Origin of the sequence: Collinsella intestinalis, assembly GCF_902501455.1 — a bacterium.
GTDB lineage: Bacteria > Actinomycetota > Coriobacteriia > Coriobacteriales > Coriobacteriaceae > Collinsella > Collinsella intestinalis.
This window is the reverse complement of record NZ_CABWIC010000011.1, coordinates 416,714-435,013: the sequence shown is the minus strand read 5'-3', so window position 1 is coordinate 435,013 and position 18,300 is coordinate 416,714. Positions and strand designations below refer to the sequence as shown.

Sequence of the window (18,300 nt, the reverse complement as noted above, 5' to 3'; positions counted from 1 at the left end):
ACAGCTGACGCAAGGGACAGCACCGCTGCTCGTGCCCATATCCAATAAGGCCCGCAGCGAACTTCATCGCTACGGGCCTTTCGCATCCCTAGGGAAGACGGCTCAATTTGTACCTGTCCCCAATTGAGGCATTAGGCGGCGAGGCGCTTGAGCACGTCGACGAGCAAGGTATAGAAGCGCTCGGAGGAGGCGAGCTCCATGGACTCATCGGGCGTGTGAACATCCTTCAGGGTCGGACCGACGGCGATGGCGTCCAAGCCGTCGAGGGCCTCGGCGAACAGGCCGCACTCAAGGCCGGCGTGGATGGATTCGATGCGCAGCTCGGTGTCGAACAGCTCGCGGTAGCTCTTGAGGAAGACGTCGCGCACCGGGGAGTGCTCGGCGTAGCTCCAGCCCGGGTACTCGTACTCGAACTTGGCGTCGAAGCCCAGCACGTCGGCGAGCGTCTGCAGGCGGTCCTTGAACTCCTCCTGCAGGGAGGTGATGGAGGAACGCGGAGACAGCAGGATCTTGGCCTCGTCGTCGGACGTGGCGACAACGCCGATGTTGGAGGAGACGTCAACGGCACCGTCGGCCGCCAGGTTGCGACGCATCACGCCGTTGGGGGCGAGGCGGATGGCGCGCACAAAGGCGAGCGCGGTGTCCTCGTTGATGGCCTCGACCTCGGCGTCATCGAAAATTGCGACATCGCAGGTGAAGCCGGGGTCATAGGTCTCGAGCTCGGCGGCGACCTTCGCGGCGATCTCGCGGGCGAGCTCGGCGCCCGCCTCGGCGGCGGCATGATCGGCGTAGACGAGTTCGGCCTTGCACTCGCGGTTGATGGCATTGTCCTTGGTGCCACCGTTGAAGCTCACCAGGGCGGGCTCACCGGCGATCATGAGGCGCTCGACGATGCGGGCCATGATGAGGTTGCCGTTGCCGCGCTCGAGATGGATATCGGCACCGGAATGACCGCCGAGGAGGCCGGAGATCTCAAGCGCGAGGACGCTACCGGACTTGTGCTCGCGGGTGATAGGGCGGGTGTAGGTGACAACGACGCCGCCGGCGCAGCTGACGGTGGCCACGCCCTCCTCCTCGGAATCGAGGTTGATCATGGTACGGGCGTCGATCTGGGACTTGTCGAGGGTCTCGGCGCCCACGAGGCCGGACTCCTCGTCGGTGGTAAAGACGCACTCGAGGGCCGGATGGGCCAGGGAGTCGTCATCGAGCACGGTGAGCATGAGCGCGACCGCGATGCCATTGTCGGCGCCCAGGGTGGTGCCGTTGGCGGTAAGGACGCCGTCGGTCACCACGAGATCGATGCCGTCCTTGGTGAAATCGTGCTCAACGGAGCCGAGTTTGTCGCACACCATATCGATGTGGCCCTGCAGCATGACGGCGGGCTTGTCCTCGGCGCCGGCGGAGGCGGCCTTCTTGATAATCACGTTATGGACATCATCCTGATAGACCCACAGGCCGTGGTCCTTGGCGAACGTCACCAGGTAATCGCTGATCTGCTTCTCGTTGCCGGACTCGCGCGGGATGGCGCTGATCTCCTCGAAGTAATGGAACAGCTTGGCGGGCTCATAGCCGGTGATCTTGTAGTCCATGGGTGCCTCCTTGGCGCATCTGATGCGGACATTAGCCATGCGACTTATATATTCCCAAAGTTCAGTTGAAGAAACCAGCCCGCACTCGACGAGAGGCCCCTCGCTCACGTCCAACGGGCGAAATCGGCCCTAGACCGACCGCACCCTGCGCATGGGGCGTCTGCAGCCGACCCCATCCCCCACCGAGACATAACAAAAGTCACGTTTCCAAGGGCGGAAACGTGACTTTCATTTGACTTCGATCAGCGTTCGGAGGCCATTCGGCACCCAGGGCCAACCTCAAGTATCCGGCGTCAGCCTCAATTTAGGGACTGTCCCTAAATTGAGGTGTGGGAGCCGTCCCCAGATAGGGGCAACCTACAGAGGGCCGCTATTCGTCAGAACGGCGAAACCGATCTAGTAGAGCTTGGCGCCGGCGGGGATGGCATCATCCACGATCAGAACGTTGAGGCGCTCGGGAGTCTCGTCGCCCTCGGCCTCGGCATGCACGGCGGAGATGATCATGCCGCAGCTGGGGATACCCATCATCTTGCGCGGAGGCAGGTTGGTGATGGCGATGAGCGTCTTGCCGATCAGGTCCTCCGGCTCGTAGTAGTCGTGAATGCCGGAAAGGATGGTACGGTCGGTGCCGGTGCCGTCGTCCAGGGTGAAGTTCAGCAGCTTCTTGGACTTGGGAACGGCCACGCAGTCCTTGACCTTCACGGCGCGGAAGTCGCTCTTGGCAAAGGTGTCGAAGTCGACGAAATCCTCGAACAGCGGCTCGACGACCACCTTGGAGTAGTCGTTCGTGGGCTTCATGGACGTGAGGAACGGGCTCGCGGCACCCGCGGCCTCGGCCATCTGGGCGGCCTTGGCAGCAGCGGCACCGGACTTGGAACCCTTCTCGGGCTTCATGTGCGGGAACAGCAGGACGTCGCGGATGGACGTGGAGTTGGTGAGCAGCATGACCACGCGGTCGATGCCGATGCCGATGCCACCCGCGGGAGGCATGCCGTACTCGAGCGCGCGCACGTAGTCCTCGTCGTACTCCATGGCCTCGTCGTCGCCGCCGGCCTTCTCCTCCATCTGCGCGGCGAAGCGCTCGGCCTGATCGACCGGGTCATTGAGCTCAGAGAACGCGTTGGCGTACTCGTGCGCGGCGATGAAGAGCTCGAAGCGGTGCGTGAGGCGCGGGTCGTCCTCGTGACGCTTGGCCAGCGGGGAAACCTCGACGGGGTAATCCACGACGAAGGTCGGGTTGATGAGGATAGCCTCGCCCAGCTCGTCGAACAGCTCGGCGATGAGCTTGCCGGCGGTCCACTCAGGCTTGTACTCGATGTCATGCTCGTCGCAGGCGGCGCGAAGCTCCTCGACGGGCGTATCGATGGTGATGGTGCGGCCCAGAACCTCGGAGACGACGTCGGTCATGGGACGGGACGGCCACGGGGAGAACAGGTCGATGGCCTGACCCTGGTAGTCGATCATGCCCTCCAGCCCGATGGCACGCGCGGCGGCCTTGATGACGCCCTCGGCGAGCTCCTTCATGCCCTCGAGATCGGAGTAGGCGCGATAGGCCTCCATGGTGGTGAACTCGGGGTTGTGGGTGAGGTCCATGCCCTCGTTGCGGAAGATACGGCCGATCTCGAACACGCGCTCATAGCCGCCCACAAGCAGGCGCTTGAGGTGCAGCTCGGTAGCGATGCGCAGGTAGTTCTCCTGGTTGAGCGCGTTGAAGTGCGTGATGAACGGCTTGGCCGTGGCGCCGCCCTGAATGGACTGCAGGATGGGGGTCTCGACCTCCATGTAGCCGTTGTCCTCCATGTAGCGGCGGAAGGCGGAGACGATGGCGGAGCGCTTGCGGAAGGTCTCGCGCACGTCCTCATTCACGATGAGGTCGACGTAACGCTGGCGATAGCGAGTCTCCTTATCGGAGAGGCCGTGGAACTTCTCGGGCAGCGGGCGGACCGCCTTGGAGAGCAGCTGGGCGGTACGCGGAGCGATGGAGAGCTCGCCGCGCTTGGTGCGCGTCATCTGGCCGGTCGCCTGGACGATATCGCCGAGGTCGAGCTCCTTCAGAACCTCCCAGGACTCCTCCTCCACATCGTTCACGCGGCAGAAGAGCTGGATGTCGGCGGACGGATCGCGCACGACGATGAACATGATCTTGCCCTGACCACGCTTGGCCACGACGCGACCGCCGATGGTGACGGTCTCGGGGGCGACCTCCTCGTTGGCGAGATGCTCGTAACGGTCGAGCAGGTTGGCGGCGTGATCGGTCACGGAAGAACGCTCCGGGTAGGGATTCTTGCCGGCGGCGTACAGGGCGGCGCGGTCGGCGAGGCGACGGGCGCGCTCGTCGTTCAGGATGTTGGCGGGCTCGGCGGCTTCGAGGTTCTCGGCCATCTCGGTGACTCCTCTCGTGGTGCCGGACCGTGGCCCGGCTGTTCTTCGGCACGGCAATCGCTCATCAAGCGTACCGCGAAGGGGCTTCAAACGAAAACCGCCCCCTGGCGCCATGCGGCGTCAAGGAGCGGAGTTGCGCGCTAGGATTCGAACGAACCCTAGCGCGAGATCTTGGCGATGGTGTAGACGCGCGTCTTGCCGTTTGCAAGCACGACCTCGACGCTCTCGCCCTCACCGTGACCGATGATGGCACGACCGACCGGGGACTCGTTGGAGATCTTGTGCTCGAGAACGTTGGTCTCGGTGGTACCGACGATGGTGAAGTCGGAGGCCTCGCCCTCGCCGTCGATCAGCGTGACGACGCTGCCAATGGAGACGATCATGCTGGAGCCGGCAACGGCATCTTGAGCGTTGGCCAGGGTGGCGCGGATCTCGGCGATGCGGGCGGCATTGCGAGCCTGGTCCTCCTTGGCGGCATCGTACTCGGCGTTCTCGGAAAGGTCGCCGAATGCACGGGCCTCTTTGATGTGCTCGACGATCTCACGGCTCTTCTCGCCCTCGAGATACGCGAGCTCCTCCTCGAGCTTCTTGCGGCCCTCGGCAGTCAGTACGATCTGGCTTACGTCCATGCGACGATCCCCTCTTAGCGTGTGCGTGCAGAAATAACAGCAAAGCGACCGGCGAACCCTGGCGGGTCAACCGGCCGCGATCAACCCTTGTGTACGCGGGTTACTCGGCGTCCTTGGCGGCCGCGGCTTCCTTCTTGGCCTTGGCCTCGGCAAGCTGAGCCTCGAGCTGGGCGACCTCGTCGTCCTCCTCGACGACCTCGGCCTCCTCGGCCTGCTGCTCGCCGTCACCGGACATGCCCTCACGGATGTTCTTGACCGTCTTGCCCAGGGACTTGCCGAGCTTCGGCAGGTTCTTGGGGCCGAAGATCAGCAGGGCGACGATGAGGATGACAACCCACTCAAAACCTTTAGGGAACATACCATTTCCTCCAGAAACTTTCCGTTTGGCGTGACATGCGCGATATGCGCCGCGCGCTAGCTCGAAAGAGTATAACCCGCCATCACGGCTCTGCACAACATTTGACAATTCTACACGGGCAACGGGCCCGTTCGGTTAAGAGTCGGTAAGCGGTTTGAACGCAAAAAGGGCCGCCCGAAGGCGACCCTTTGCAATGCAATGGTCGGGTTGACTGGATTTGAACCAGCGACCCCCGCGTCCCGAACGCGGTGCTCTACCAAGCTGAGCCACAACCCGCAGCTCGGTTATAATATCAGAAGATTTCTTCCAATGCTAGCCCACAGCGATAAAAGGTCCACTTTTTTCCATCTTCGCAGCTTGGGCCCACCATCCGTGCTCCTTCATAGCGGCAATGCCGATCTTTTCGGCCGCCATCTGCGTTTTGCAGACGGCAAAAACAGTGGCACCGGATCCGCAGACATCGACGGCGCGGACGTCCGGCTGCTCGCGCAGCCAATCGAGAATCTCGCCGATTTCGGGGCACAGCTCGCGCGCCACCGGGGCGAGATTGTTCGAGACGTGTGAGAAAACGGCATCCTCGTCGTGGGCGCGCATGGCGTCGAGCATGGGCTCGAGCTCGCCCGCGGGCTGTGGGCTCTCGTCGAAACGGCGATAGGCCTCGACGGTGGAGACACCGCCCGTCATAGGCTTGACCAGCGCGACCGGGGTGCCGGTGAGAGGTCGGAACATCTCGCGCATCGTATCCCCGCGGCCATCGAGGTGCGCTGGCGGGCCGTAGAGGAAGAACGGAACGTCTGCGCCGATCGAGCGCGCCACCGCGTCGATGCGCTCATCGCGCGGATCGACGCCCCAGTACCGGCAGATGCCCATGATGGTTGCAGCGGCATCGGTGGACGGGCCGCCCAGGCCAGCGCGGATGGGGATGTGCTTATCGATGAGGATCGCGAAATTCGGCTCGCGGCCAAAGGCCTCCCCCATCGCGACGGCGGCCTTATAGGCGCTGTTGCTCTCCTGCGGGAAATCGGCCTCCGGGACCGTCTTGACCATGAGGCGATCGGACGGTGCGATGGCGAGAGTATCGGCGATGTCCAACGTCGTCATGACCGTGTCGACACCGTGATAGCCCTCCTCATCCGTCTGCTCGTGAACGCCCAGATAGAGGTTGATCTTCGCCGGGGCGGTGATGAGCATGAAGCGGCCCTGGGGAGCCTCGGCACGGACGCCCGCCGCGCGAAGCGGGTCGAACGCGGGGTTCGGCGCCGGCATTTAGTGCTCCTCGAGCTGCGTGCCGAGCGGGGTGAAGATATGCTCGCCGGTCTCGGGGTCGAACAGCTCGACGGTGCCGGTCAGAACGTCGACGTACTGATACGACTGGCGGGACTTGCGGCCGCGGCGCTCATCAACCTCGATGATGAAGACGGCAGGATGCACGTTCTTGATGATGCCCAAGCGCTCGATGACGCGGGTGCGGCCCATGTTGGCCTTGACCTTCACGCGGTCGCCGACCATCCCGGACAGCTTCTCCTGGATCTCCGCGACGTGATTGACTTCCATCTCTTCCATGCTATGGCCTCCACACACGGGCGCTCGATAGAATGCGCCCAAGTATACACATACACATTGGAGTATAGCAGGGTTACAGTAAGTGTGAGAATATAGCCTTCCCGGACATGCGGCAGCTACTTGCGCTTTTCCAACCTTTCAAGCTGTTTGGTTGAACGCCTCCAGCACAACGGGCATCTTTCTATCGTCATCGCCAGAATCAATATGTTCGTTTCCCCAATCAACAACCGTATGCTGTTGATCCGAGAGCCCAGCGGGAGCCCGTATAAACTGCGGGGACTCGGCATAAAGACCGAGCCCCCACCTCATAAGGTTGGCCCATCTTCTCTACTCGACCGTCACCGCACTCCGAGATATCCGGGTAATCCGATGAACCCCACCCGATTCAAATAGGTAGGCTTCGGCGGTTTCCCCAGATGAGTAAGCGACATGAACGCAACCGATTCTCAAATCGCCTTCATCGAAAAGCATATAAACATTTGGATCTTCGGTTTTTCTATACACGCCCGATGAGGCACCACCAATGGTCACGCCACTTGCTTCCCACATGCCGCAATCAGCGTAATCCAAATTAGGCCAAAGGGAGATAATGCGCGAGGCGGACGGCCCTGACACTTTGTTATCAGCAGACGCGCCGTCGCAATATGCAAAAGTGCCCTCGACATCGTACCCGCGTAGCGCCGCTTCACGAGAATGTCCGAGCTTCAAAGACAGCAACACCGCAATTACGCACAAGGCAACGCATGCGCATGAAAGCACCAGCTTAGGATTAATCAACCTCCCCATTTCCCCACCACCATGCTAGGTACGAACCGCCCGTAGACGAGAACGATAGAGCGACTTGCTGACCAGCGCCGCATACAAACGCCTGACACCGTCCTTCACTTCGTAAACGCGGTAGGGCGTTGCGTAATGAATGTTCAACTGCTCAACTACGTAATATCCACTCGAATCTATCTCGACAAGAACTCCGGATACTGCCTGACCGCCCAGTGGTCCAGAAAAACCCACATCTCCATACGGAGTGGGAAAGCTGTAGCTAAAATCAATACTTCCTGACCCCGAGGTCGTTACATAGAGCCCTCCGCCATTGTCCACCTTTGTTCCGCCAGGCGGCTGCCCAGCAGACCTCTTCCACGGGCTGTTCACCACCCGCTGAGCCTCATAAACGGTTTCGTACGTCGGACGCCCTCGATTGGAGCGTTCTTCGCCACTCAGCTTCAAAGCTTGGCTTATCACCCGTTCGGCTTCAGCTTCTGCGTTTGCCTGGCACAAATCCAAGAACTCCTGATGGGTAAGATCAGGATACGCGGGGCATTCAACTATATTCGTATATAACTCATCCCCCGCAAAAGAACACTGCGGCGTGGCAACAGAAATACCCAGAAGACCAATCGTCGCAATAAGATGACGACGATCAAACAAATGGTCACTCATCTTACCGTTCATCACTACCTCCAGATGCCTCAATACGTCTAATTAAGACCACAGACGATTCGGGACGCATGGCGCCTGGAGTAATCTATAGAAAATCAGGGGAAGGAACATGGAGTGTTGATTGTTCATCGTTCCACCTCCTTTACCATATTCTATTATCTCAACAATAAAATGCAAGCACTCGGACTTTATGCTAAGTCTGGTTTTAGATCATCAATTTTCAAACCGTTGAAAAACAACCACCTGAAAATCAACCCTGCTTTTCTCTATAGCTCGTCGGTGTCGAGGACGATGGTGAAAGGTCCGTCGTTCACAAGCTCGACCTGCATATCGGCACCAAAACGGCCCGTCTGGACACGTCCCACGTCGGCACGGACGAGGTCGACGAAGTACTCATATAGCTCGGTGGCCTGCGCCGGTGGCGCGGCCTCGACAAAGGAGGGGCGGCGGCCCTTCCTGCAATTGGCGAACAGCGTGAACTGAGAGACCACCAGAACCTCGCCGTCCACATCGGGAAGCGAGAGGTTCGTCTTCCCCTCCTCGTCATCGTTGATGCGCAGGGCGAAGATCTTGCCCCAGAGCTTATCCGCCTCAGCCCGGGTATCGGCATGACCGACGCCGAGCAAAATCAGATACCCGGCGCCGATCTTACCCACGACGTCCCCGGCGATTGTCACGCTCGCGCGCTCAACGCGCTGAATGACGGCGCGCATGGGTTAGCACTCCTGCGCCTGAGCGCCGCCCACAGTCGTGAGCTGAGCAGACAGGTCTTCGAGCGCATGGAAGCGATGGCTGATGGCGTTCTTCTCCTCGGGCGTGAGCTCGGCCATGGTCTTGCCGGGCGTATCGGTGGGCAGGAACAACGGGTCGTAGCCAAAGCCGAAGCGCCCGCGCCCCTCGCGCGCGATCATGCCCTCGCAGGCCCCCGTGCCCGTAAGGACGCAGCCTGCGGCGTCGATGAGCGCCACGACGCTCATGAAGCGCGCCGTACGGTCGGCGTCTGCCACTTCCTGCATCTTGTCGAGGAGCTTGGCGTTGTTGGCCTCATCATCACCATGGGTGCCGGCGTAGCGCGCAGAGTAAACGCCGGGCTCACCGTTGAGCGCGTCCACCACCAGGCCGGAATCGTCGGCGATGGCCGCCAGGCCCGTCGCCGCGACGGCGGCCTCGGCCTTGATGATCGCGTTCTCGACGAACGTGGTGCCGTTCTCCTCGGGGTCTTCGAAATCTCCCAGCTGGCCGAGCGCCACAAACCGAACGTCGGGCAAGACCTGGCTCAAGATCGCCTCGATCTCGGTCAGCTTATGCGCGTTGCCCGTGGCGACCACGATAGTGCGCTTGGGGTCCAGTGTCTCGATGTCGATCTTTTCAAGTGCCATAAGGGGCCTTCCTCTCGATGTGTAATGGGGGACGGGTGCAAACTGCACACCCGCTGCGGCCCACGCGGGCTGCAAGCGAGCCGCCTCGCCGATGTGCAAAACGCACCCGTCCCCAAATGCACATCGGCAAAACCCGCTAATCGCGGAAAGCAGTAACCTCGTTTTGCAGGTCGATGAGCTGCTTGATGCCGAGCTCACCAAGGTCGAGCAGGCGGTTCAAGCGGGCGCGGTCGAACGGCGTCTGCTCACCGGTGCCCTGAATCTCGATGATCTCGCCAGCATCCGTGGCAACGAGGTTCATGTCCACCTCGGCGTGGCTGTCCTCGGAGTAGTCAAGGTCGAGCAGCTCGCAACCGTCCACCAGACCCATGGAGACGGCGGCGACCTGGCCCGTCAACGGCAGGCGGGCGATCTTGCCGGCCTCGACCCAGGCCATGAGTGCGTCGTGCAGGGCAACCCATGCGCCGGTGATACTCGCCGTACGGGTCCCGCCATCAGCCTGGATGACATCGCAGTCCACGGTGACCGTGTGCTCGCCCAGAGACTTCATGTTCACAACGGTGCGCAAGCTGCGACCGATCAGGCGCTCGATCTCCATGGAGCGGCCCTTGCGGTTGTTCGTCTCACGGCGCGTACGGCGATTGGTCGAAGCGGGCAACATGGCATATTCCGCGGTGACCCAGCCCTGATGGCTCGCCTTGCGCCAACCGGGCACACCCTCCTCGATGGTGGCGGCGCACAGCACTTTGGTGTCGCCGAACTCGACCAAGCAAGAGCCCAAGGCGTGCTTCATCACGTCGCGGGTGAGGTTGACCGTGCGCATCTGGTTTGCCGCGCGACCATTGGCGCGGTCGATCATCATATGTTCCATGGAACGTGTTCCTTTCAAAAGTGGTATTGAACGCCGGACGGTCCAACTTCTCGTCCGCGGTCCCCACGGGCGATTGGGGCCTGCCCTCGAGATGAGAAAAGCAAGCAATTGGGGACAGGCACCAATTGAGACGCTACAGACCGCGGAGCTCGTCGAGTGAGATGTGCTCGATGCTCTTGAGGGGCTGCCCGAAGATGAAGCTACCCGCAGCAGCGAACTCGGCGATGTTGTCCGAGGTCGTGGCAAAGCGGTGCTCCGGCTGCGCCGTCTGAGGGGCGAGCAGGTCACGGCGGCTCAAGATGTCCTCGAGCTCACGCGTCGTCTCCTCCGCCGAGGACACCACGCGCACATCGGGCCCGAGTGCATGGCGAATCGGACCAGCCAGCAAGGGGAAATGCGTACAGCCGAGCACCACGGTGTCCACCTGCGCACCGCCGTTGATGATGGGCGCGAGTGTGCGCTCGACCTCCACGCGATTCTCGAGCGTGTCGAAGATGTCCCCATTTTGCAGCCAGCGCTCCTGCAGGTGGGCGCCGGTGGCGAGCTCATGCTCGACGATCTCGACAAAACTCGGGGCGGGACATCCGTACACATCCACGCCCGCATCCAGATCCTGGATGGCACGCGTGTAGGCGCCGGTTCGAACGGTGAGCGGTGTGGCGAGCACGCCCACCTTGCGCGTGCGCGTGGAGTTGATGGCGGCGCGTGCGCCCGGCGCGATCACGCCGATCACCGGCACAGGCAGCACCTGCTGAGCGATGCGCAGACCCGCCGCGGTGGCGGTGTTGCACGCAATCACCATGATCTTGACCTCGTGCTCGGCGAGCCACCTGCCCGCTTGCAGCACGAATGAGCGCACCTCCTCCTCGGGACGCACGCCATAGGGGCACCGCTTGGTATCTCCCACGTAGTAAATCGACTCATGCGGCAGCGAGGTGGCGATGCACCGCGCAACCGTGAGACCGCCCAATCCGGAGTCGAACACGCCGATGGGGCGCTCGCAATCTCTCATGGTTCCTCCCGTCATGCGCTTTCGCACCTATGCGCGGGCCGCCAGCAGGGCCTTCGCCATATACACCCAGCCCTCGACGACCTTGCCGCGCGTGAGGTAGACGTTATCGTTCTCAGCGATGAGCGCAGGCGTGGCGGGATCCTTGAGGGCGTTCTCCACGCACACGAAGGTTCCCACATACGGGGCAGCCAGGAAATCGGACTCCGAGTCGCCGATGGCGAGCGTCTCGGCGCGGTCGATACCGCGAAGCTCGCAAAAGCGCTCGATGCCACGGCCCTTGTTGAGGCCGGCGGGCATGATGTTGAACGCACGACCGGGGCCGTCCTCACCAAGCTCCAACGTGGTGGGCTTGGAGACATGGGTCAGGTAGCCGTTGTTGCCCCACACCAGACCGAGGCCGGCGACGTCGATCATCGCCTGGGCCTCCTCATCGGGCACCTCGCCGCGCATACCGACCGTGACCTCGCGGTATTTGATGCCGTTTGCCATGTCGTTGTGATACTCGATGCGACCGGGCCAGCGGTCGATGATGCCCTGGCAGACGCCCGCCTGCTCAATCACCTGATGCGGTGTGAGGCCACAATCGGGGTCGTAGGGCATGTCCCCGGTGAAGTACTCCCACTCGTTCGCCCTGAGGTCGAGCATGAGCAGACCGCCCATCTCGCCGATGTAGGAGTTGAAGCCCAGGATGCGCGAATCCTCGTGCATCATCACGCGAGCGCGGCCGGAGCACGGAATGATCTCGATGCCGGCGCGCTTGAGAGCCACGATGGCCTCGACGAGCGCGGTGCTCGGGTTGCCCTCGTTATCCGAGAGGGCGCACGAGCCGGGCGCCAGCATGGTGGCGTCCAAGTCGGTGAAGACGTACTTCACACGGCCGAGTTGTTCGCGCAGCTCGCCTGTGGGCTCGGCGGGAAGGACGGGGTAGTTCGAGAGGTCGAAGTCGCTCATAGCAGCCTTTCTCGCGATGCAGGTTCGTCCTCACCATCATAAACAAAACGATCAGCGCGAGGTGAGCAAGCCGAGTTCCTCCGCACGGCCGCGATAAAACTCGAGGTTTATGTTTCCTCAGCCCCGCGCCCCAAACGGGGCTCGAATCCACGCACGCTAAACAAAAACGCGAGGGCGACACGGCCCTCGCGTTCACATTCCTTGGTGGGCGATGAGGGATTCGAACCCCCAGCCTTGTGCGTGTAAAGCACCTGCGCTAACCGTTGCGCCAATCGCCCGCGGGAGCAGAGTATAACGGAATTCCCCCACCCGGCCCTCTCTCCCCAGCGAGATATAACCAAAATCACCAAATCGATGCCCATGTTGTGACTTTGAGTATGTCTCGGCGAATCCGATCGGGGCGACCTTCTCAGATTGTCAAAGCACGGGAGGCACATCAGCGCCTGTGGACATCAGCCAATTCGGCTGTGGAAAACTCCGCATCCGTCGCGCGTCCACCCGCCGTATTCAACCGCCCGCCGAATTGTGCATGCACCCCCACCGCACATCACCTGCGCGGTCAGTTTTCGGTTTGAAAGGGGGCAGGCTCACCCTCCCCCATCCAGCAGTACGGTTGATATGACCGAACACGTACGCCGGCTGATTTCAATCCCTGCGACGGCACTGGAGGCAATCGATGAAACTGAGAGGGTGATGCTTCTGGGCGAGATTGCCAACAATCTATCTGTTCGCCTCGATCGGGCGGAGGCACAGGGGCTGTGGCTAACCCCCGTGGGCCACGCAGAGGAAGTCTTGCTGCGCCGCCGATTCGCAAAGGGCGAGCTAGCGTCCCCCTTCAGAGGGATGTACGCACGATGTAGCACGTTCGAAACCGCTTCTATTCGAGAGCGGACCATCCGCACGATCCGCACGCTCGGGCTCCTGCATCCCAGCTGGGTGTTCTGCGGATACTCGGCGGCCGTGATCCATGGACTCCAGGTGCCGAACAACGTTCTCGGCTCCGTGCATTATTGCGCCAACGGAACGAGCCACCGCGGGTCCCCACTCATCCGGCATCACCTTCGACTCGCCCCTCAAGACATTGTGTCGAATACGGGGGTGCGCGTCACCTCGCTGCGGAAAACGCTTGTCGACTGTCTTTGCACTTCCGACTTTCGCGTGGGGCTGGCAATCACCGACTCTGCAATCCATTGGGAATTGGCGGGCAAGCGCGAAATCGAGTGCTGGATCGAAAAGGACGGCAAGGGGCGGCGAGGCATTCGGCAGGCTCGCGAAACCGTCGCATGGGCGGACGGGCGAAGTGAGAATGGCGGGGAATCGATTGCACGCGCGACGATGATCAAACTCGGCTTCGTTGCCCCGTACCTGCAAGTCGAGGTTTTCGATCCAATGGAGCCGGACAACCCCAAACGCGGAGACTTTGGTTGGCGGCTTGAAGACGGGAGCTGGGTCATCGGAGAGCTCGACGGGCTCGGCAAATATCGCAAGGGAGGCGTCGATGGCACGCGGAACGGTCTCGATGCGGCTATACGCGCGCTTGCAGCGGAACGACGCAGGGAGTCCCATCTTTGCCTAAGCGGCTCCAAAATCGTCAGATTCAGCATGCGAGACGTGCTCGACACGGCGTATTTCGAACGACTGCTAACCGCCGCCGGCGTTCCCCGACGCGAGGAGCCTTCAGATTAGCGAAGTGCAATCAAAGTCACGAAAGAAGCCCCCGATACGTGACTTTGGTTATACCTCGAGGACAGACGGCCGGCGGGGCTCCGCGGCGACCCAATACAAGAGAAGCCCGATGGCAACCGAGGGCCATCGGGCTTCCGAGTGACAAGCCGCTTCGAGCAATCGATGCAGCCCCAGAGCGTCACCGGGGCGGCAAGAGCGTCACCGGGGGCGGCTAGAACGTCACCGGGTTATTAGAACGTGACCGGAGTATCCGTGTAGACGCACTCGAGCAGCTGCTCCATCTCCTCCTGCGTCGGGATACGCGGGTTGGAGCCGGTGCAGGCGTCGAGGATGGCGTTGGCGGCAACGTCGGCCTTCTTGGCCTCAAACTCCTCGTAGTCGATGATCGACTCGTCGGCCTTCACGCCGGACTTGCCGTAGTTCTTGATACCCTGCGGAATGTCGAGGGCGTCGTTGAGGTCGCGAATCTTCTGGACCAGGGCCTCGACGAGCTCGTCTTCGGTCTCACCGGCGAGGTGCAAAACGTCCTTGGCGATAAAGGCGTAGCGGCTCTTGGCGCGCTCGTCCTTGGCATTGAACTGGATGACCTTGCCGAGATACATGGCGTTGGCGCAGCCGTGGATGATGTGATCGCCAGTGAAGGCGGCGCCGGTCTTGTGAGCCATGGAGTGGACAATGCCGAGCAGGCCGCTCGAGAAGGCGATGCCGGCGATGCACTGGGCGTCGTGCATGTGGGCGCGGGCCTCATGGTCACCCTGATAGGACTTGGGCAGCCACTCGACGATCTCGCGGATGGCATGCAGCGCGTTGCCGTCGGTGTACATGGAGCCGGCGGTGGAGACGTAGGCCTCGATGGCGTGGGTCAGCGCGTCCATGCCGGTGTGAGCGCAGAGCTTAGCGGGCATGGTGTAGGTGAGCTCGGGGTCGACGATGGCAACGTCGGGCGTGATGTTGAAGTCGGCCAGCGGGTACTTGATGCCCTTCTCGTAGTCGGTGATGACGGAGAACGCGGTGACCTCGGTCGCAGTGCCGGAGGTAGAGGCGATGGCGCAGAAGTGGGCCTTGCGGCGGAGCTCCGGGAAGGAGAAGGGTACGACGGCCTGCTCGAAGGTCTCCTCGGGATACTCGTAGAACAGCCACATGGCCTTGGCGGCGTCGATGGGCGAGCCGCCGCCGATGCCGATGATCCAATCGGGCTGGAAGGCCTCCATGGCCTTGGCGCCCTTCATAACCGTCTCGACGGACGGGTCGGACTCAACGCCCTCAAAGATTTCAACCTCGAAACCGGCCTCCTTGAGATCGGCCTCAACGTCCTGCAGGAAACCGCCGCGGCGCATCGAGCCGCCACCGGTCACGATCATGGCGCGCTCGCCCTTGAGGTTCTTGACCTCATGGCGGGCACCCTCACCGAAGTACAGATCACGCGGATTGGCAAAACGTCCCATTGCGTACCTCCCAAGTCGCGGGTCACCCCGCATTCACGCGCGGAACCCCTTTTTTTGGCTCCGCGTAAGGACCGTATTCGGGTGCGGGCGAATTGCTCGGCCTTCGATGATGTATCGTTTTATCATCGGGTGGCAACGTGCCCGCAGACGTGCATATTGTATCGCTCCGCGCCTCGATCCACCGCACTCGCCCGCATGGGCCACCTTGGACGCAGCCACTCAAAAGACCTGGTACCATGGGTGACTGAACTACGCGACCCGGAAGAAGAACACGTGAAACACCGCCTCAAAACCGGCGATTTATGCCTGATAGCCGCGCTTTTGCTCGCTCTTGTGGGCGGGGGCGCATTGTGGTTCATAAACTACGCGAACGGTAGGAATACGTCGGCGAACGGACCGGTCGTCGTCACCCAATCCAAAGACGGCTTCCGCCGCGTCGACGAACTCGCACGCGACGCTACCTTCACCGTCGAGACGAACGGCACCGGCAGCGGGCGAGATGCCGACGGCGGCGAGAACGTCATCTCGATCTCGGAGGGTCGCGTCGAGGTGAAAAGCGCCAACTGCGGCAACCAGGTCTGCGTCGAGCACGCGCCCATCTCACAGGCCGGCGAGCAGATCGTATGTCTTCCCCACGGGCTGGTCGTTGAAGTTGTTGCGGAAGAATCGGACGCCGCCGCCCTACGGTAGTCTCCCCGCCCTTCAATCGGTAAACTAAAAGGTCATCGAGACGCACCGCGCAACGATCGCGGCCGCCTCATCACGCGGCGACACGCCGCCGAACCACCTGCATCGACGCGCCCTCGGGCGCGCATTCATACCGTATCGACTAGGAGCGACATGGCATTCGACCCCGTCCAAGAGGACTGCCTGCGGCTCATCCTCGCCGCCATGGAGCGCGAAGGCGCCGACCCCGCGAGCGACGCTGCTTTCATCGAGCGCGCCAGCGAGGCCTACCGCCTCGACCCGGCAACCCTCATCCATACCGATCGGGACCGATCGTTCCACCTCGTCGCCATGGCGACCGAGCTCGCAGATTACCGCGCACCCTTCGCCCCCTCCGAGGCAGAGGCCGAGCAGCTGTTCTCCCAAGCTGAGGATTACCTGCGCGAGGCCGTCGAGCTCGACCCTCGGAATTGGGACGCGCAGCGCATGCTCGCAACCATGCGCTCCATCTCCGACGATGCGCTTATCGACTATCTCATCGAAAACCTCCCCGCCGTTGAGGATGACCTGAAAACGCTCATCGAAAGCGCTGCTAACCCCTATGAGCAGGAATTCGCCCACGACCTCGGTCGCCGCGCGCATCAGCGCTGGCTCGCCGCGCTCGCCTCGCGCCTGCTCATCGCCGGCCGTTATCGCATGGCGCTCTCCTATGCCGAACGCGCCCTCGAGGCCAATCCGCTCGACCCGGCTGGCGCGCGGCACACCGGTATGCTCGCACTGGGCAAGCTCGAGGTCGAGGCCGATGAGCTCAGGCGCTTTCGCTCACGCCACGCCGCAGCCTACCAAGACCGTGCACCCTCCCGCACGGGGCGCCTCGGCGGCCATCGGCCCGACGCATGGTCCCTCATCACCGAGATGAGCCTCGCCTACCGCGTCTTCGACTTCGACCGCGCCACCGCGCTGCTCCAGGCCCTCATGCGCTCCTACCCCCATCCCGCCCAAGCACTCTACCTCCAGGCCGAGTTCCCCGACGGTGTGTTTTCGCGCGTGCACGTGCAGCCCGGCAGCGACGACGAGCTGATACTTGCCCTCTCTGAAGCGACGCCCCTGCTCCAAGAAGGCATGGGCACGCCCGACGCCGCCAGCTTCGCCATCTGGGTCGCCGAGCATGAGCTGGTGCAGACCGCACTCACCGACCAAGATCGCGCCATGATCGCCCAGGCCGAGGGCGGCGGCCCAATCGGAGGTACACGCTGATGGACCCGCGTATCTATGTTCCCGCATACCTGGAACGACTCTATATCCAAGAACACCCCGGCTTGACGGAGGGCGCACGCGAGCTCGTGCGCGAGCAAATCGCCGCCGAACCCGAGCGCTACGCCGCAAACGTGCATGCGCAGGCGCTGCTGTCCTACTCCCGCGTACACGGAGAACTCACCGACGGGCTCCTGCGCATGGAGGGCCTCCCCGACGACGAGTTCGAGCGTGGCCGTGGCGAGCTGTTCTCCCAGGCGCGCGAGCAACTCGCCAACATCATCGCCGAGGACGCTACCTGCCTGGACGCCCGACTCGTCTCCATCCAGCTCGCCGAAGTCCCCCTCGACGCCTGTCTCTCCGACATGCTCAAGCTCGAGCGCGAAGCACGTGAGATGATCATCTCAACGCATCCCGGCTTCGATCCGGACGTCGACGGTCTTTGGGCACCTGAGGCGCTGGCAGACGGAACGAGCGCGAGCGAGCTCACCGCCTCCGACCCCGACCTGATCGGCTGGCTCCACATCCTGGAGGCGCTCGCCCAGGGATCCATCTTCACCGCCCGCTACCGGTCGGCTGCCAATTATGCCCGAACCGTCATGCGCGCAAAGGGCTTTCCCAATTACGCCGCGGGCACGTTGCTGCTCGCCCTCGCACGCCTTGAGGACGAGGACGCGTTCTTCCAAGCCGTGCAGGAGGCGGGTCCGAACGTCGAAGATCTCCCCTGGTTCGGCCTCGGCCGCACGTTGTTGCTCTACAAGCTCGGTCAGACCCGCAGCGCGCGCCGCGCCCTCAGGGATTTCGCCACGCGCTGCGATGGCGGCGCCTTCTTCCTGCTGAACCCCACCTACCACGACCCGTACCTGCCCGTGCGACCGCCCGCGCGCGAGACGTGGGATCTTGCCCACCAGGCCGTGTGGGAGGCCGACGGGATCATCGCCGACACGCCCGACTTCACCCTATGGGCGGAAGGCGTCGACGGCGTGCGCGCCGCAGCCGACGACTTCGCCTGCCGCTATGGCTTTTAGATCGCAAGCGCATGATAGGCTTGCCTCGTGACCATCGACCCTGAAAGGAT

At 62.4% G+C, this 18,300-nt stretch carries 18 protein-coding genes and 2 tRNA genes; 4 read left to right on the top strand and 16 right to left on the bottom strand.

Annotated elements, in window-relative coordinates; all coding sequences use genetic code 11:
• Positions 1-131: 131 nt before the first annotated feature.
• From AOBCEHNH_RS06900 to AOBCEHNH_RS06830, 15 genes are all read right to left on the bottom strand, one after another.
• Positions 132-1,589 carry an aminoacyl-histidine dipeptidase gene (locus tag AOBCEHNH_RS06900; protein WP_152063688.1) on the bottom strand — a complete coding sequence of 486 codons (1,458 nt, stop codon included), beginning with the start codon at positions 1,587-1,589 and terminating at the stop codon, positions 132-134.
• Between the two features lie 396 nt (positions 1,590-1,985).
• Entirely contained in the window at positions 1,986-3,971 is a 1,986-nt protein-coding gene (gene lysS, locus AOBCEHNH_RS06895) for a lysine--tRNA ligase (protein ID WP_152063687.1), read from the bottom strand.
• A 158-nt stretch (positions 3,972-4,129) separates the two neighbouring features.
• The gene (gene greA / locus AOBCEHNH_RS06890; protein ID WP_006723120.1) at positions 4,130-4,600 is read right to left on the bottom strand and encodes a transcription elongation factor GreA; all 471 of its coding nucleotides are present in this window, start codon (positions 4,598-4,600) and stop codon (positions 4,130-4,132) included.
• Between the two features lie 100 nt (positions 4,601-4,700).
• The gene (tatA, locus tag AOBCEHNH_RS06885; RefSeq protein ID WP_006723121.1) at positions 4,701-4,958 is read right to left on the bottom strand and encodes a twin-arginine translocase TatA/TatE family subunit; all 258 of its coding nucleotides are present in this window, start codon (positions 4,956-4,958) and stop codon (positions 4,701-4,703) included.
• A 199-nt stretch (positions 4,959-5,157) separates the two neighbouring features.
• Positions 5,158-5,234 (bottom strand) — tRNA-Pro (locus AOBCEHNH_RS06880).
• 36 nt (positions 5,235-5,270) lie between these two features.
• Positions 5,271-6,224 (bottom strand): 4-(cytidine 5'-diphospho)-2-C-methyl-D-erythritol kinase, encoded by a 954-nt coding sequence (ispE, locus tag AOBCEHNH_RS06875; protein ID WP_006723122.1) that lies wholly within the window; start codon positions 6,222-6,224, stop codon positions 5,271-5,273.
• Complete coding sequence (locus tag AOBCEHNH_RS06870) at positions 6,225-6,521, bottom strand: Veg family protein (protein WP_152063686.1); 297 nt, start codon at positions 6,519-6,521, stop codon at positions 6,225-6,227.
• Positions 6,522-6,848: 327 nt separating this feature from the next.
• Positions 6,849-7,298 (bottom strand): hypothetical protein, encoded by a 450-nt coding sequence (locus tag AOBCEHNH_RS06865; protein WP_152063685.1) that lies wholly within the window; start codon positions 7,296-7,298, stop codon positions 6,849-6,851.
• Between the two features lie 24 nt (positions 7,299-7,322).
• Complete coding sequence (locus AOBCEHNH_RS06860; protein WP_152063684.1) at positions 7,323-7,970, bottom strand: hypothetical protein; 648 nt, start codon at positions 7,968-7,970, stop codon at positions 7,323-7,325.
• A gap of 254 nt (positions 7,971-8,224) precedes the next feature.
• The gene (dtd, locus tag AOBCEHNH_RS06855) at positions 8,225-8,671 is read right to left on the bottom strand and encodes a D-aminoacyl-tRNA deacylase (protein WP_006723124.1); all 447 of its coding nucleotides are present in this window, start codon (positions 8,669-8,671) and stop codon (positions 8,225-8,227) included.
• Positions 8,672-8,674: 3 nt separating this feature from the next.
• The gene (rdgB, locus tag AOBCEHNH_RS06850) at positions 8,675-9,337 is read right to left on the bottom strand and encodes an RdgB/HAM1 family non-canonical purine NTP pyrophosphatase (RefSeq protein WP_152063683.1); all 663 of its coding nucleotides are present in this window, start codon (positions 9,335-9,337) and stop codon (positions 8,675-8,677) included.
• Positions 9,338-9,473: 136 nt separating this feature from the next.
• Positions 9,474-10,208, bottom strand: coding sequence for a ribonuclease PH (rph, locus tag AOBCEHNH_RS06845; RefSeq protein ID WP_006723126.1), 735 nt, complete (start codon positions 10,206-10,208; stop codon positions 9,474-9,476).
• Positions 10,209-10,341: 133 nt separating this feature from the next.
• On the bottom strand, positions 10,342-11,220 hold the full coding sequence (murI, locus tag AOBCEHNH_RS06840) for a glutamate racemase (protein WP_226803342.1): 879 nt from the start codon (positions 11,218-11,220) through the stop codon (positions 10,342-10,344).
• A 27-nt stretch (positions 11,221-11,247) separates the two neighbouring features.
• Positions 11,248-12,171: an HAD family hydrolase gene (locus AOBCEHNH_RS06835; protein WP_118271728.1), complete on the bottom strand. Its 924-nt coding sequence runs from the start codon at positions 12,169-12,171 to the stop codon at positions 11,248-11,250.
• 202 nt (positions 12,172-12,373) lie between these two features.
• Positions 12,374-12,449, bottom strand: a tRNA-Val gene (locus AOBCEHNH_RS06830).
• A gap of 340 nt (positions 12,450-12,789) precedes the next feature.
• Between AOBCEHNH_RS06830 and AOBCEHNH_RS06825 the strand changes: the two genes are divergently transcribed.
• Positions 12,790-13,857 carry a hypothetical protein gene (locus AOBCEHNH_RS06825; protein ID WP_152063682.1) on the top strand — a complete coding sequence of 356 codons (1,068 nt, stop codon included), beginning with the start codon at positions 12,790-12,792 and terminating at the stop codon, positions 13,855-13,857.
• A 230-nt stretch (positions 13,858-14,087) separates the two neighbouring features.
• On the opposite strand, the gene AOBCEHNH_RS06820 is transcribed toward AOBCEHNH_RS06825, so the two are convergent.
• Positions 14,088-15,302: an iron-containing alcohol dehydrogenase gene (locus AOBCEHNH_RS06820; protein ID WP_152063681.1), complete on the bottom strand. Its 1,215-nt coding sequence runs from the start codon at positions 15,300-15,302 to the stop codon at positions 14,088-14,090.
• A gap of 273 nt (positions 15,303-15,575) precedes the next feature.
• On the opposite strand from AOBCEHNH_RS06820, the gene AOBCEHNH_RS06815 reads away from it, so the two are divergent.
• The 3 genes from AOBCEHNH_RS06815 to AOBCEHNH_RS06805 all read left to right on the top strand — a co-directional run bounded on the left by AOBCEHNH_RS06815 (position 15,576) and on the right by AOBCEHNH_RS06805 (position 18,250).
• Positions 15,576-15,992, top strand: a complete 417-nt coding sequence (locus tag AOBCEHNH_RS06815) for a NusG domain II-containing protein (protein ID WP_152063680.1) — start codon at positions 15,576-15,578, stop codon at positions 15,990-15,992.
• Positions 15,993-16,142: 150 nt separating this feature from the next.
• The gene (locus tag AOBCEHNH_RS06810) at positions 16,143-17,225 is read left to right on the top strand and encodes a hypothetical protein (RefSeq protein ID WP_152063679.1); all 1,083 of its coding nucleotides are present in this window, start codon (positions 16,143-16,145) and stop codon (positions 17,223-17,225) included.
• Positions 17,225-18,250: a hypothetical protein gene (locus AOBCEHNH_RS06805; protein WP_152063678.1), complete on the top strand. Its 1,026-nt coding sequence runs from the start codon at positions 17,225-17,227 to the stop codon at positions 18,248-18,250. Before AOBCEHNH_RS06810 ends, AOBCEHNH_RS06805 begins: the two co-directional genes overlap by 1 nt.
• Positions 18,251-18,300: the final 50 nt, after the last annotated feature.